This is a genomic window from Methanimicrococcus blatticola (assembly GCF_004363215.1).
In the GTDB taxonomy this organism is placed as follows: Archaea; Halobacteriota; Methanosarcinia; order Methanosarcinales; family Methanosarcinaceae; genus Methanimicrococcus; species Methanimicrococcus blatticola.
Map to the genome: position 1 here is coordinate 339747 of NZ_SNYS01000005.1, position 15410 is coordinate 355156.

At 41.9% G+C, this 15410-nt stretch carries 8 protein-coding genes; 5 read left to right on the forward strand and 3 right to left on the reverse strand.

Going from position 1 to position 15410, the window contains the following annotated elements; translation table 11 throughout:
• Positions 1 to 11 precede the first annotated feature (11 nt).
• On the forward strand, positions 12 to 149 hold the full coding sequence (locus C7391_RS08210; protein ID WP_166627354.1) for a hypothetical protein: 138 nt from the start codon (positions 12 to 14) through the stop codon (positions 147 to 149).
• Between the two features lie 9 nt (positions 150 to 158).
• On the opposite strand, the gene C7391_RS01620 is transcribed toward C7391_RS08210, so the two are convergent.
• Positions 159 to 1031: a DUF1266 domain-containing protein gene (locus tag C7391_RS01620; protein ID WP_133516789.1), complete on the reverse strand. Its 873-nt coding sequence runs from the start codon at positions 1029 to 1031 to the stop codon at positions 159 to 161.
• 126 nt (positions 1032 to 1157) lie between these two features.
• Between C7391_RS01620 and C7391_RS01625 the strand changes: the two genes are divergently transcribed.
• The 4 genes from C7391_RS01625 to C7391_RS01640 all read left to right on the forward strand — a co-directional run bounded on the left by C7391_RS01625 (position 1158) and on the right by C7391_RS01640 (position 10215).
• Entirely contained in the window at positions 1158 to 2288 is a 1131-nt protein-coding gene (locus tag C7391_RS01625; protein ID WP_133516790.1) for an aldo/keto reductase, read from the forward strand.
• Positions 2289 to 2475: 187 nt separating this feature from the next.
• On the forward strand, positions 2476 to 8049 hold the full coding sequence (locus C7391_RS01630) for a DUF4011 domain-containing protein (protein ID WP_133516791.1): 5574 nt from the start codon (positions 2476 to 2478) through the stop codon (positions 8047 to 8049).
• A gap of 73 nt (positions 8050 to 8122) precedes the next feature.
• Positions 8123 to 8653, forward strand: a complete 531-nt coding sequence (locus C7391_RS01635) for an inorganic diphosphatase (protein WP_133516792.1) — start codon at positions 8123 to 8125, stop codon at positions 8651 to 8653.
• A gap of 272 nt (positions 8654 to 8925) precedes the next feature.
• Positions 8926 to 10215, forward strand: a complete 1290-nt coding sequence (locus C7391_RS01640; RefSeq protein ID WP_133516793.1) for a hypothetical protein — start codon at positions 8926 to 8928, stop codon at positions 10213 to 10215.
• Positions 10216 to 10249: 34 nt separating this feature from the next.
• Here the strand turns inward: C7391_RS01640 and C7391_RS01645 are convergent, their stop codons facing one another.
• Together C7391_RS01645 and C7391_RS01650 are read right to left on the reverse strand one after the other, a co-directional pair.
• Entirely contained in the window at positions 10250 to 13798 is a 3549-nt protein-coding gene (locus C7391_RS01645; RefSeq protein ID WP_133516794.1) for an AAA family ATPase, read from the reverse strand.
• On the reverse strand, positions 13795 to 15348 hold the full coding sequence (locus C7391_RS01650) for a metallophosphoesterase family protein (RefSeq protein ID WP_133516795.1): 1554 nt from the start codon (positions 15346 to 15348) through the stop codon (positions 13795 to 13797). The genes C7391_RS01645 and C7391_RS01650 overlap by 4 nt, the downstream gene beginning before the upstream one ends.
• Positions 15349 to 15410 lie beyond the last annotated feature (62 nt).

Here is a 15410-nt window from a genome sequence, read left to right on the forward strand (position 1 = left end):
TTATCCGCGCAATGAAAAAGAAAATAATTTGGAAAAAAAAAAAAAAAAAAAAAAAAAAAAAAAAAAAAAAAAAAAAAAAAAAAAAAAAAAAAAAAAAAAAAAAAAAAAAAAAAAAAAAAAAAAAAAAAAAAAAAAAAAAAAAAAAATGAAATAAATGATTAAAGGTTGGAAATCGGACGGCTTTCCAGGAAATCACGTCTGTCGGTTAACAAATCGAGCGCGACCATGTAAGGTTCGGGCGCAACGCCCATTGCAAAACCGCGGCCGAGGAGAAGAGAAACGATGTATTCTTCCCAGCTGTTGAATGTGTTTTTAGTTTCGGCCGCCGCTTTTTGAATCCAATCCCACGCTTCTTCTTCTGAGATATATCCGATTTTAACAAATAATCGGGCAAGATAGCCGACACGTTCCAAATCCCAAGCCAACAAAGTTGTACAATTATCAACCAAATTTTTCGGAAGACTCAACGCTTCTGTGATTCCTTCAACACTGAGATTGTAATCTTCAACATCTTCGCCGTCGACTTCATCAAACCGACCGGCTTTCATTGCTTCATGTCTGCCTTTAAAGGAATTCGCATGTCTTCCCTTCATAAGTGATTCCAGCATTTCAAGCCCTTCTTCGCGGGATTCAATTCCCCAGCCGTTTTCAAGCGCATAAGCGACTTCTTCGGAACTTGATGTAATGGCAAGCGTTTCATACGGTTCGCCCCACGTACCGATTAAAAAAGCACCGATCGGAAGCAACCGGTCAAATTCGGCAGGAACAGGATTCGCTTCGATAAAAGCAATTAAGTCAGAATCGTCTTCCTCTGCATCTGCCTCAAAATCAAAATTCATTTCACCCATCGCCTCGCTCATTAAAGCGGCCAGCGCATCGGGAGACATGCCGGTCATTTGAGCAGCTGCCGCCTGTTGCGCCATCGCCTGTTCCGCGTACGCATCTTCGAACCCTTCAGGCATCGCAATACCCATTTGTTCCATCATTTTCTTCTGCATTTCTTTCATCATTTTTTCGTATTCATCGGCCATTTGTATCACATCCGTTTCTGCAAAATAAATTAAATTCAAGAAATAATTTCAGAATAATAGAATTAAACTGTTATTATTCTTTCCGAATCGGAAACATTTACTTATCAGAAAAACAAAGAGGAAACTATGGAAACACGGCTGTTCAAAGGAAAGGAAAAAATTTCCCTCCTCGGATTCGGAACAATGCGTCTGCCGCGCGCATCTGAAGAGACGCAAAAAATAGACGAAGAAACCGGACAGGAAATGGTGGATGACGCCATTCGAAACGGCATCAATTATTTTGACACCGCTTACATGTATCATGAAGGCGAAGCCGAAACGTTCATCGGAAACGCTCTTTTAAAATATCCGCGGGAAAGTTATTATCTGGCAACCAAAATGCCGCCTTGGAGAGCCGAAACAAAAGCGGATGTCAACAAAATCTTTGAAGAACAGCTTCAAAAGTGTAAAACAAAATATTTCGATTTTTATCTGATTCATAACATCAACAAAGAACACTTTGAAATGGCCGAGAAATTAGAAATTTACGATTTTTTGAAACAAAAGAAAGCCGAAGGAAAAATCCGTTACATCGGTTTTTCATTCCACGACAGCCCTGATTTTCTGGAAAAAGTTTTAGACCAATATGAATGGGATTTCGCCCAAATTCAGCTGAATTATTTGGACTGGACAATTCAGGATGCAAAACGCCAATATGAGATTTTGGCGGAGAGAAAAATTCCGACCATTGTCATGGAACCGGTCCGCGGCGGATCGCTGGCAACCCTTACCGAAAAAGCGAGAAATGTTTTGAAAAACGCCGACCCTGATGTAAGCGTCGCGTCGTGGGCGATCCGATACGCTGCAAGTTTTCCGAACGTTTTAACCGTCCTCAGCGGCATGTCCGACAGGGAACAACTTGAAGATAACATTGAAACAACCGCCGACTTCCGGCCGCTGACAGAAGCCGAGTATGAAACAATAGAAAAAGCCGTTAGAGAGTACAGAGCCTCTTTTGCGGTTCCTTGTACCTACTGCCGCTACTGTATGGAATGTCCGTCGGGCGTTCATATTCCGAAAGTATTTGATAGATACAACCAATATTTCGCGCGCGGCGATCCGGATAAAAGCCGATTCCTTTCTGAATACGCTTGGGTCGGGGAAAAAAGACAAGCGCATAACTGTACCAAATGCGGCGTTTGCTTATCGAAATGCCCTCAGGGAATTGACATCATAAAAGAGTTGGAAAAAATTGCGGTGTTTGCCGCTGATAAATAAAATTTCGGTTTTACCCGCCAAGGATTTTTGAAACAAACCTTATATAGAAGCATTTCTCTATTCTTTTATTCTTATTATTGTAAAATATATAGAAAAAAATCGAAACTGTTTGGAAAAACATGTTTCACTGTTTTTAAAAATCGGCACCGGCTATTAATTAACAGTCTCCTTTGGGAAGGTATCATTCATGGTTGACGTTAAATTGGAACTCGAACTCCTCAGAAAAAAATTATTGGATTTATCTTTGAATAACAATCTTTTGAATTACAAACCGTCAAAAAGAAGAACGGTTGAGATTAAAAACGGAAATATCGCGGAGATTTACGATATTTTGGTGATTCAGGAAAAAACGATGCGCTTTAAGGCGGACCCGAATGCTGTCAAAAAAACAAAAGCCGGAAAAGAAACAGAAGCTGATGCCGCAGCTCTTGAAGAAGAGGAAGAATCCGGATTTTTAAAAGGATTGATGAAGAAAAAAGAAGGAAAGGAAAGCGCGGTTATCAGTTTGGAAACGCCGTACCATGCTGATGAACTTGAAGAACGCCTTTTTTATACAAACAACCAATCCATCGCCGTTTTTGAAGAACAGGGTTATCCGATTTTGTATTTGGCCGCCGGATTTTTACAATGGACCGACGGTTCTAAAAAATCATTTAAAGCGCCTTTGATTTTAATTCCGGTAGAATTCAAGCGGGTCGGTCCGAAAAGAAGATTTACCGTTCAGTGGACCGGCGGCGACATTTTTGCATCCATTACATTGAAAGCCAAATTGATGGAATTTGATTTGGAACTTCCCGAATTTTCAGGTGCTGACGATAAAGGCGCCGTTGAATTTTATCTCAAGGCCGTTGAAGATTTAATTTCCGATAAAAAGGATTGGTCGGTTGAAAGAGTGGCCAACATTGATTTCTATGATTTCAAGAAATTCGTCATGTATAAAGATCTTGATCCGAAAATCTGGCCAGAAGGACACGGTCCCGAGATGCACCCGCTGATCAATCAGGTTTTCAATCCGTCCGATGATAACTATGACGGCGGCTTTGCCGAAAATGAAGTCGATTTAAAATTAAGCACGGATTCCGTGTATCATATTGTTAACGCCGACTCCTCCCAGATTTCCGTTATTGAAGATGTGAAATCCGGCCGGAATCTTGTTGTTGAAGGTCCTCCCGGAACCGGAAAATCCCAGACAATTACCAATTTAATTGCCGAGCTTCTCATGAGCGGCAAAAGCGTTTTGTTTGTCAGTGAAAAGATGGCTGCGCTTCAGGTCGTTAAGAAGAGACTCGATGCAATCGGCCTCGGCGACATGGTTTTAGAAATTCACAGTCACAAAGCGCAGAAGAAAGCCGTTCTGGACGAACTTGACAGAACGCTTAAACGTCAGCCACCGGCTGAAAAGAATTACGCGCAGGACTTGGCTGAGCTTGAAAATCTCAAATATGAGTTAAATGAATATTCAAAAACCCTTAGTCAAACCATCGGCCCGATCGGTTATACTGTTTACGACATTTACGGCATCCGTGAAGATGTCACACATTATTTCAATATCAATAAAAGAAAAATGGCGCATGTTGAATTCAACGCGCCCGAAAAATGGGATAGAAAACAATGGACTGAAGCCGTTTCCATTTTAGAAAAAATCGGCGATGCTCTCCCGGGCGTCGGCGGCGTGAAAGAAAATCCGTGGCGCGATGTTCGCCCGGGAATTATTTTGCCGCCCGATTTGCAGGATATTGAAAGAGTTTTAGAAGATGCCGCCCGCCGCGCAAATATAATCAGCGAAAGCGTGGAGACAATTGTTACGGAAACCGGACTTCAGCCGCCGGCTTCAATCAACGAATTGGAAGAATTCATCGGTCAGATTGAAACATTCCAAAACGCGCCGAAAATCAGCCAAGATGTTTTGAAAAATCAGAGCGTCAAAGAGCGCGGCACACAAAAGGAATTGATGAAAAAAGCGCGCCGCTATAATGAATTGGAGCAGCAGATTGAAGACATATTCACATCACAAATCTTTGAAGAAGACATTGACGCTTATTTGAAAAAGGCCGGAAAGTTCTTGAAATTCATGGACAGCGCCTTTAAAGAGTCTAAAACGAAAATTCAGAATTGCTACATTAAACGCACTGACAAGAGCGATGCCGACATCAAAAAAGATGTTTTGATGGTTCAGGAATTCAACGATTTGGAGCGCGAACTTGAAAACTCCAAGCAGAAAGCAATTCTTCTCTTCGGCAACCACTGGGAAGCAGGACTCGCCGACCCCGCCCGATTGGACAGTTTTTACGATTGGATTGTCCTCTTTGATGTCTTGGAAAGCGGTGGCAAGATCACTGACGAGACATATGCCTGCATTGAACGCGGCATTAACGGCTCGGCCTTGGAAGACGCCGTTGTGAAAATCAGAGCCGAAAAAGAGTATTTGGATGTCGCTTTGATGAAGCTGACCAATATCGTCGGTGCTAACCCGGATTTATTCTTCAACGAAAAATTCGTGAAAGAAATAATGCCGGAAAAAGAATCCAAAGTTGAGATTGCCGCGCCCGAAAATGTGGAAGAAGACGGCGGACTCATAAAAGTGGAAGAGCCCAACGACCCTGAGGATGCCGTGAAAGTCCCGCTGAAAAGAAAGTTCGAATTGACAGAAGCGACCGGAAACGTTTTTAGAGAAACGCTTTCCGCAAAGCAACTCAGCAATATTCTGCAAGTTTGGAACAGCGAGCTTCCGTCATTGGTTCTTTGGAGCCAATTTTTGATTTACCGCGAAAACTGTTTGGAAACCGTTGCCGCGCCGATGGTTCCCTACATTAATGAAAACGAGATTTTGCCGGAAGATTTGATTCAGACCTTTAAAGGAAATTATGCCGATGGCGTTCTTCGCGCGGAATTCATGAAAAAGCGTGTTCTTTCGACGTTTATCAAAGAAGTTCATGAGAATAAAATTCATAAATTTTCGGAGTTGGATGAAAAAGTCATTGTCAAAAACAGAGAACGCGTCAATGCCGAAATTTACAAGCGTATGCCGCAGATTTATGTCGGCGCGTCCAGAGAATCTGAAGCCGGCATTCTCTTAAACGAATTCAACAAGAAGAAAGCGCACATGCCGATCCGCCGTTTGATGTCAAGCGCCGGCGGATTGATTCAAAAAATCAAGCCGTGTTTCATGATGAGTTCGCTTTCAATCGCGCAATATTTGGAACCTCAAAACACGTCATTTGATGTCGTTATTTTCGATGAGGCCAGTCAGGTGAGACCTGAGGACGCGCTCGGCGCATTGCTCCGCGGTCGCCAGGTGGTTGTGATGGGCGACTCCAAACAGCTGCCGCCGACAACATTCTTTGAGAATTTATTGGAAGCGGAAGATGAATACAATGAGGACGGCTCTTTCTATTCTGATGTTGAAAGCGTTTTAAACATCTGTAAACGCAGTTTCCCGTACAAAACGCTGCGCTGGCACTACAGAAGCCGCCATGAATCCTTGATTGCAGTTTCAAACAATGAATTCTACGGCAACCACTTATATGTTTATCCGTCACCGCTTCACGAAGACAGAAACATGGGTCTTCAGTTCCGCCATGTCAAGAATTCCGTTTACGAACGCGGAAAGACCGGCGTGAACAGAGAAGAAGCGCGTGTTGTCGCGCAGGAAGTTATGCGCCACTTCATTCAGCACCCCGACAAAACATTGATGGTCGGAACATTTAACGTGAAGCAGCAGGAAGCCATTCAAAAAGAAGTGGAAACGCTTGTCAAGAGCAGCCCCGGCTTTGAAAAATATTTCACCAACGAAAACGGTGAAAATTTCATGGTCAAGAACATTGAAACGATTCAGGGCGATGAAAGAGATGTGATTTTCGTCAGCATCGGCTTCGGCTTTGATCAGGAAGGACGCTTGTCCAAAAACTTCGGCCCGCTCAACAGAGACGGCGGAGAACGCCGTTTGAACGTTTTATTCACACGCGCTCGTGAGAAGTGTGTGATTTTCTCCAACTTTACATCCATTGACTTGCATGTCGGCGACGACGATCCGGCCGGTCTTCGCGTTCTCAAATCATTCTTGGAATACGCCGAAACCAAGTCTTTTGTTTCTAAAATGCCGGAATATGAACCCGATGAAGTGACTTTTGACGAATCTGTTGCCACATTCCTTCGTGAAAACGGTTTCACGATTCATCAAAAAATCGGGTGCGCCGGCTATAAAATGGACATGGCAATCGTCAACGAAGAAATTCCGGGACACTACATTATCGGCATTGAAACCGACGGTCCGCAATATTTCAATTCCCGCGTTGCCCGTGACCGCGACCGTTTAAGACACGGCGTCCTGACAGGTCTCGGCTGGCAGCTTTACCGCGTTTGGTCAACCGACTGGTATTTGAACCCGCAGAAAGCGAAAAAGAATTTGCTTGACGCGATTGAAAAAGCCAAAGAAAACGCCAAAAAGATTGAAGCGCCCGTTCAATTTGAATTCGATGACGAAGAAGTCACCGTGACTGTCACGGATGAAAAAGAAATCGAAAAAATGATTCAAATTATCAACGAAAGAGAAGCGGAAAGCCGCAAGAAAGCGGAAGAGCAAGCTGAAGCGTTGAAAAACAAAGCAGAAGAAGAAAGCGCAGAATCAGCCGCCGAAGAAGAAAAAGTCGAATCGGCTGATGAAGAAGAAAAGCCGCAAGAAACCGAAAACGTTGAACAGCCGGTTGCTGAAGAAATTGAAACGGTTGAAGAAACCGATTCGATTGAAGAAATTGCGCCTGTTGAAGAAACAGATTTGATTGGAGAAACCGACCCTGTTTCGGAAGAAACTGCCGAAAATTCTGAAGAGAAAGCGGAAGAAGAGATTTCTATTGTTGAAGAGCCGCCGGAAATTGCCGAAACATCTGAAGCCGAGACGAGTCCGGAAATCTCAGAAGATGAAAAGCCGGAAATCAAAGAAGAAAAGGAAGAAACGATTTCTGAACCGCCCGAAGAAATCATCGAATACCGCCCGGAAAAAGAAAAAGCTGCGAAGCCTAAAAAAGAAAGGGCAAAAAGCAAACCCGACCCGGAACCCGAGAATGAGCCGGAAGTTGCCGGATTCAGCACAGACAGCGAACTTGAGCCGGACGACTATGAAGAGGATGAAGAATACGACAATCTCTTTGGTGACATTCGAAAAATGCCTGCCGATATCACGGATGAGCAGCTTATGAATGTCGAGCAATTGGTTCAAGACGGTATTCCGGATTACGCTTTGTATACGAAAATTGATTTGCCGTCGACCGAGAATCTGCTTGAAATTCCGCGCCATAAGATGGAACATGAAATTGTTGAAATCGTCAGCCACGAAGGTCCGATTCACAAAGAACAATTGATTTTGGAAATCAAACAACGCTGTGATGTCAAACGTTTGACAAAAGCGATGCGCGATATGATTATCCGCGAGATTTCATCGGCGGAAAAATCCAATTACATCCGCGTCCGCGGCAATTTCTTGTGGCCGGCCAAAGTGAAAGGTTGCATTGTCAGAAAGAGAGCGGGCGATTTGCTCAACATCGACTGGATTTCTGAAGAAGAAATTTTGCAGGCGACAATTTATGTTTTGAAGACACAGTATTCAACCCCGCAAGACCAGTTGGTGAAAAAAGTGTCTCAAGTCTTCGGCTTTAAGATTATGCGCCCCGCAGTCAAAGAAAAGATTGAAGGCGTCATCAATAAAGCCGTTGCCGACAACAAAATTGTTCATCTGCCCAACGGTAAAATTTACTTGGATGAATAATCAGAAATAAAAACAAAAAAAACAAAATTAATGATTAAAAGATTAAAGATAAAAACAAAAACAGAGGTAAACCATGAATATTTGGCATAAAATGCCGGCGGAAAGAATTCTGCCGGACAATTTTTGCGCCTGCATCGAAATTCCGAAAGGCGGCAAAATCAAATACGAACTTGACAAAGAGACGGGACTTTTAATGATGGACCGCGTGCTGTACACGTCAACGCATTATCCCGCAAATTACGGCTTCATTCCGAGAACATATGCGGATGACAACGATCCGTTAGATGTGCTTGTGTTATGCAGTGAAAATTTGATTCCCCTCTCAATCGTTTCGTGCTACCCGATCGGTGTTATTACAATGACGGACAGCGGCTCAAAGGATGAAAAAATCATTGCCGTCCCGTTCGGCGACCCGACATATAACGGTTATAAAGAAATCAAAGATTTGCCTAAACACATCGCTGATGAAATGATGCATTTCTTTGAGGTTTACAAAGAGTTGGAAGGCAAGAAAACAGTCATTGAGGATGTGTCAGGCGCAAGCGAAGCCAGAGAAATCATTGCAACGTGCATTGAAAACTACAATCAGAAATTTAAAAAATGAGAGCGATCTCATTTCCTTTTTTACTATTTTTGTAAATTCCGAGTTCTTTTTTATTATTTTTGTAATCCTCGAGTTTGTTTTTATTATTTTAGTAAATCCTGATTCTCTATTTCACAGATTTGTAAAATTGATACGGCTCGCACACGGCGGTTACTGCCGGCAGCAAAATGCAAACCTGAAGGTAACAGCTCCACTTTGTGTTAAGCGAACAGATAATATAAAATAAAGAAAATAAAAGAAAGAGTTAATATTAAAAAAATATTGATATGTTCATGTACATACAAGAATTAGAAGAAGAATTAAGAAACAAAAAATGTGCCTTACTATGCGGTAATGGTATAAGTATTAATTTTGACAGTGGCTTCTCTAAAGTTTTTGAAAATCTTTTTTGCGCACACACAGACTTATACAAAAAAACGAAATATGACATTAAAGCTAATGATATCAATTTTTCAACAAAATGTAATGAAAATTATGATGCCATTTGTAATGAATTAAGAACCATCACAAAAACTCAGTATAATTTAATTTTTGAGGACGGGATAGCTTTTGCAAAATCAATAGTCGACCATCCAAGGATATATGATGATTTAAAAAATAATGAATTATTAACGGAGTTGGTTTTTGGAAAAAGTGAATGGACATGTCTTGCTTCTTTGTATGATGTCGGAATTAAAAAAGGTAGCTCAAGTGTCAACATAGAATATTGGACAATATTAATTTATTTTTACTTTGCAATAAAAAAAATAGATCCAGACTATTACAAATTTCCAAAAAATAATAAATTTTTGAATTTAATACAAATTGGTTATAAAAGCAAAGCAACCCTCTCAGAAGAATTAGAAAACGAAATACATACAAATGTGATATTTAACGGCTTAAATATATATTTCAAAATGCTCTTCAGTTTAGCTATTTATAATTCTGGAAAGGCTACAAATTTAGAAAGATGTGACAAAATATCAAAGATAGATAATAAAAAAATTAATGTGTTTTTAAATTCATTTCAAACAATTTTTACATTAAATTATGATCACTTGATTGAAAAGATAACAGGAAGAAAAGATATTAAACACCTCCATGGGAGTTACATATTAGATAAAATAGAATATGTATATTATCAAAGTTTTTCAATTATCGAAAATAATGAAACAGTAAGCTGTTCAGATATAATGATAGGGGATTACTTCATTAATAAAACACTTTACCCAATTATTGCTAAATTTTCGTCCAAGTTAAGCACCATTAACAAAAGAATAGAATTAGAACCAGAAATTATTACTGATGAAACAAATAAAAAAAGAATTGAAACATATCTCATTTTTGGGATGAATATCGAAAATGATCAAAATATTTTGAGAAATATTATGGTAGCTTTTTATTCTGCAAAAATTCTCAAACCCAAAATCATATATGCATATTGTACGGAAAACGAAAAACAGGAATTTGAAAAACAATTTTTTGAAGTTATTACCTTTGATCAGAATATGTCAGATTATGCAAGAAATATCAATGTGGAATATATTGAAACACGCATTATATTAGAGAGATTTTTTAAATAATATGAAAATAAAAAAGACCATAGCATCCCCTCGTTCAAACAACCGAAGACGCGTTTGTCAGCGGATCCTTTACAATTTTGAAGTTAACATCCGCCGAATCAATCAAAGATTCGTCATGCGACACGACAATAATCTGCCCGACGCCGTCATCGCGCATATGTTCAATCAGCGCAATCAGCTGGCGAACGTGGCCGCTGTCTAAGAAAACGGTTGGTTCGTCGAAAATGAGCGGCGGCAATGACGTTTTGCCGGTGCTGTTTTCACCGAAGCCGAGCGACAGCAATCTGTAAATCGCGCAGCGAAGCGCAAGATTGAATATGGCGCGCTCACCGCCGCTGAGCTGTTTGGGCTCCAATATGGAGCCGTCTTTTTCATGAACTTTCAAATTGTAATCGCTGTCAAGTTCCAAATGCGAATACGCGTTGTTGGAATAAATGAAATCAAACATCTCGTTGAGAAGCTGATCCAGCGCTTCGATGTTTTTCGTCCGCATTTCCGAGCGGATGCGCAGATACATTTCTTCAAGGACGGAAACGTCTTCTGACACGAATGATAAAAAGAGAAGCTTGTTTCGAAGAATATTCGCTTCATTTTCATAATCGGAAAGCATGGAGAGTTCGTTGCGGATTCGACCGGTTTCCTCTAAAATTTGCGTTTTGTTGCGATCCCATTCGGCAACAGATTCCGTGATGATGCGGATTTGGTTTGTCAGCTGCTGCTTTCTGTCAGCCGGTGAAATGACGTTGCCGTTGCCGGTGTTGTTGCCGGTGCTGTTGCCGCGGCCGTTGTCACCTACTTTTTCAATCAAGTTTTTGATTCGAATTTCTTTTTCGGAGATTTGTTTTTTGAAATTGTCAATGGTTTTGTCCTGTTCCGCCATCGTTGTTTTGCGGCCGTCTAAAACCGCTTTCATCTTGTCCTTTTCGTTGCCGAAATCAGCCAGCATTTCGATTTGAGCGCGAACACCTGAAACAAGAACATAAATTTTGTCAGCCTGTTCTTCCTTTGCTTTTATTGAAATCGCTTCGGCATTGATTTTATCGGCTTCCGCTCTCAAATCGGATAAAACCTTTTCAACCGCTTCTTTTTGAGATTTAATTTCCTCAAGCCGTTTCAGCGATTCGGAATTCATATTCCGTTCGGCTTCAAGCGTTTTGTAAGCCAACAGGATGGAATTTGCGGCATCCGAAAAACTCTTTTCCCGGTCGGATAAAAGTTCCGCTTTTTCATTCCGCCGATCAATTTCAGTTTGCAGTTCCGCCAACCGTTCATTGATTTTCGCCAAATCCTTTTTGCGGGCTTCACAGAAAACGGACTGTTCAATCTTTCGCGCATTCATCGCCGCTTTTTGCTGCTCGATTTCTTCCAAATCTTTGCGGAATTTTTCAATCATTTCCGCTTTTCCTTTCTCTTCAGCGCGGAAAGTGTTCATTTCGGATTTGATTTGATCGATCTTTTCATCAATCTGAGAAATTTCTTTCAAGACAGCAGCCTGCGCATCAGCATCCGTTTTGAGTTTGGAAAGCTCTTTGAGGCGATCTGCAATGTCTGCGCGCATTTTCATTTCGTCGCCGACTCCGTGGTCGGGATGGTCCGCATCAGCCTTGACCGTTTGACCGCATGTCGGGCATTTGCCGGCCCGAAGCAGTTCTTCTTTCTTTAAAATCGATTTTTCAATTTCCTTGTCGCGGGATTCCAATGACGCGATTTCGGAAATGAACGCCTCTTTTTGTTTGGATAAAGAATCATAAGCATCGGTGATGTCTTTTGCGGAAATATCATTTAATTGGTAACGCGACGGCGGAACGGTTTCTTTTAAAACGGAAGCCGTTTTCAGTTTTTCACCGCGTTTTGAGCCGTGCATGTCAAGCAAAGCGGTATAATCCGCCACAAGTTTCTTTTTCTTATCGAATTCGGCGGATTCGGTTTTCAAATCAAGCATCGTTTTTTCCTTTTCTTCTTCCAGTCGGCGAAGATCTTTTTCGGTTTCTTCAATGCTCTTTTCTTTTTCATCCAATTCGCCTTTAATGGATGCTTTTTTCTTCTCTTCATCCGTTAAACGGGCTTCTTCGGCGCGGATTTTACAGGAAATATATTCTTCGAGATTTTCAATGTCTGAAATCATCGTTTTCCAGGATTGCTCATCAGACGGCAGCGGCAATTCCTCAACTTTAACAACGCTTGAATAAAAAGAAATATCGCAAACATCGGAAATGCAGTCATCGCCCGAACCGGCATTATTTGCAGGACCGTTTTCCGGCAAATGTTCCGCCGCGCTTTTTTGAAGTTCGCCGAACAATTCATCAAATAATTTCAAAAATGCCGCTTTTTCCGCATCCGCTTTTGAAAAGCCGCCTTCGACTGCGGCGTTTGCTTTTGAAACGGAAGACATTTGGGTTTCAATCATTTCATTTTGTTTGTTCAAATCGGTTTTTAAATTCGAAAGCTCATTCTCTTTCTGCTGAATTTCTTTTTCAGCACCGCTTTTGCGGACACTGACGACTTCCGCATCTTTTGAAACGGCGTGTTTTTCATTGAGCGCATTGCTTTCCGCCGCGCGGACAGCCGCTAAAACCGTTTCAATGTTACCGTCATCGTCGTTAACGCGAAGAGACGGAAAATCAGAACTTAAAACCGAAGCACTTTCCCCTGTTTTAAACCCGTTAATTTCAGAACGCAGCTGAGCGGAAGCCGCGGTTATTTCGGCAATTTTTGTTTCACAATCAAGAATTTCTTGAAGCAGGTTTTCGCGTCTTGAAATCTCTGAATCGCATTGACTGCTCAGGCCGGCGGATTCTTTTTTCAGCGTTTCAATTTCCGCCCGATCCTTTTCAAGTTCCCGAAGCTGAGAATCCAAAAGCGTCAGCTCACTTGAAAGTTTGTCTTTTTCTTCGTTTTTCTGCGCAACTTTCGCATTGATTGTTTCAATCGCAGCTTGGCGGCGGTTGAGTTCATCGTGAAGATTTTTAGAACGCAGCTGACTGATTTTTTCCGACAGCGATTCTTTCTTTTCGTTTTCCGATCTCAAAACCCGCGTCACCGCCGTTTTGGAATTATGAGCGCGCTCCCTGTATTCTTCCAATTTTCCGAGGCGGAGCAAATCATCAATCATTTGCTGGCGGTCTTTGGGTTTTGCATTAATGAGCGCGTCGACGTCGCCCTGCCTGATATAAGCGCAATTTTGGAAATTCTTTTCATCCATATTCAGCAGATTTTGAATCGCTTCATACGTATTTTTCGCCTGCTCGGCAATGATTTCCCCGTTCTTTCGAAGAATAGATTTAGACGTGCTCGCGCTTGTTTTATTTTGGCGGTAATGCTGCTCGATTTGATAATCATCACCGGCATGCTCGAAATCTAAAATAATCGAGGCTTTTGAACTGTCTTTTCGCATCATATCCGAAATTTGAAGCGCGGTTCCTTTCAGCACATCGCCGCCGAAAATGCCCATAAAACACGCTTCCAGAATACTTGATTTACCGCTGCCGTTGACACCGGAAATCACGGTCACGCCGTCAGGAAAATCCAAATCCAGCATCTGATAACTGCGAATATTTTCAACATGAAGATGCTTGAATTTCATTCTTCACCCTCCGACCCGAACATATCTCCAAGCGTGTACTGACGCGGCCTATTCTGTTCTTTTTCCTTTTTTGCAGGCGTCTTCGCGGTCGGTTCAGCCATCGGTGAAACATCTTCTGCTTCAATCTCATCCGTTTCTTCATTCAAATCAGATTCGCCTGCTTCTTCTTTTGGCGGCAAAGGAACCTCCTGCATTTCCGATGCGTGATGAATTTGTTCAATCACCGCAATTGTCTCCGCAACGACCTCCGAATCGATCTCCGCACTCCCCTCCGCTGCGTCTTCGATATTGTCTTCATCTTCGATGCTGTCTTCAATGTCATTATAAATGCTGTCGCGTTTGAATTCGTCTTTGAATTCATGATTTGCCAAAAATTCTTTCAACCGCGTTTCAGAAACGTCCGTTACATTTGTTTTGGATGTATCCATATCGCGAATAACACTGTCAAGCAAGAATCCGGCTTCGGTTAAATTCAATCTGCGAAGCTCTTGCGTCACCACTTCATCGGGGTCACGGAAAACGATTTGCTTCGTTTTATCGGAATCATCTTTTTCCAAATCTCTTTTATCACCGACACGGGCAACGACCGCACCTTTGTTTTTGACATATTCTTCGATTTCGCTGATCGGGATTAATGTCTTTTTAATGCCGGAAAGTTCAACGAAAACAACGGCACCGTTTATTTTTTCGGAATAAGAATCAATTTTGAGATAAATATCATCAATTTGAATTTCGCCGTTTTCATCACTGACAATCGGAATCGTCACGAATTCGCGCGTCGGAATCGTGCGCCGCGTGATGGAAACTTCCGTGCCGTCAAATGTTAAAATGTTGTAAGCGCGCGGCTCGGCTTCGGCGGCGCTGCATCTTTCCGTGCTGCCCGGATAAGTCAGCCAAGCACCGTTGTGTTTAATGCATTCGTATTTGTGATTGTCACCGAGCAAAACCGCGTCAAACTGAATCGGAATGGAAGAGGTGAAATCATCGCTTGAGAGCGGTTGCCCCGGCAGAATCGGCTCAAGAAGCTGATGAAGCGTCAGCACGTTATAGATTTTCTTTCCGTCGCCGCCGCATTTCAAATCAGCGTCAAAACCGGAGAAATCGAATGCCGCCAATCTCGGACCAGAAAGATTGTCAATGCCGTAAAACCGGATTTGAGAACGGCTTCCTTCAACGATGACCGGCGTGCTGCCGAGTCTTTTGGCCAGTCCCATTTTTTCAAAAATGTCCAGCCATTGTGTATTTTGTTTTCCTTCATGGTTTCCGACAATTCCTAAAAACGGGATGCCGGCGTTTTTAAGCGGTGTTAAAATCGCAATCGTCTCAATCAAATCTTCAATCGTCGGATTGCGGTTATCGAATAAATCGCCTGAATGAACCACGGCATCCATTTTATTCTCAATCGCGTCCTGAATCACTTGAGCGAATGAATTAAAAAAGTCCTGACGGCGGACGTCACTGTGATATTGACGGGAGCCGAGATGAGTATCTCCCGTATGCAGAATTCGAACATCAGATGATTCGACCGTGTAAACCGTTATGTTTTCCATTTTAACCCTTAATCATTAAAATACATTAAAATAATAGCATTTCATCATTTTTTCGGTATTTT

Excerpts from the sequence above, each read along its gene's own strand:
- C7391_RS08210 (WP_166627354.1), top strand. The coding sequence starts at position 12 with ATGAAAAAGAAAATAATTTGGAAAAAAAAAAAAAAAAAAAAAAAAAAA.
- C7391_RS01620 (WP_133516789.1), bottom strand. The coding sequence starts at position 1,031 with ATGGCCGATGAATACGAAAAAATGATGAAAGAAATGCAGAAGAAAATG.
- C7391_RS01625 (WP_133516790.1), top strand. The coding sequence starts at position 1,158 with ATGGAAACACGGCTGTTCAAAGGAAAGGAAAAAATTTCCCTCCTCGGA.
- C7391_RS01630 (WP_133516791.1), top strand. The coding sequence starts at position 2,476 with ATGGTTGACGTTAAATTGGAACTCGAACTCCTCAGAAAAAAATTATTG.
- C7391_RS01635 (WP_133516792.1), top strand. The coding sequence starts at position 8,123 with ATGAATATTTGGCATAAAATGCCGGCGGAAAGAATTCTGCCGGACAAT.
- C7391_RS01640 (WP_133516793.1), top strand. The coding sequence starts at position 8,926 with ATGTACATACAAGAATTAGAAGAAGAATTAAGAAACAAAAAATGTGCC.
- C7391_RS01645 (WP_133516794.1), bottom strand. The coding sequence starts at position 13,798 with ATGAAATTCAAGCATCTTCATGTTGAAAATATTCGCAGTTATCAGATG.
- C7391_RS01650 (WP_133516795.1), bottom strand. The coding sequence starts at position 15,348 with ATGGAAAACATAACGGTTTACACGGTCGAATCATCTGATGTTCGAATT.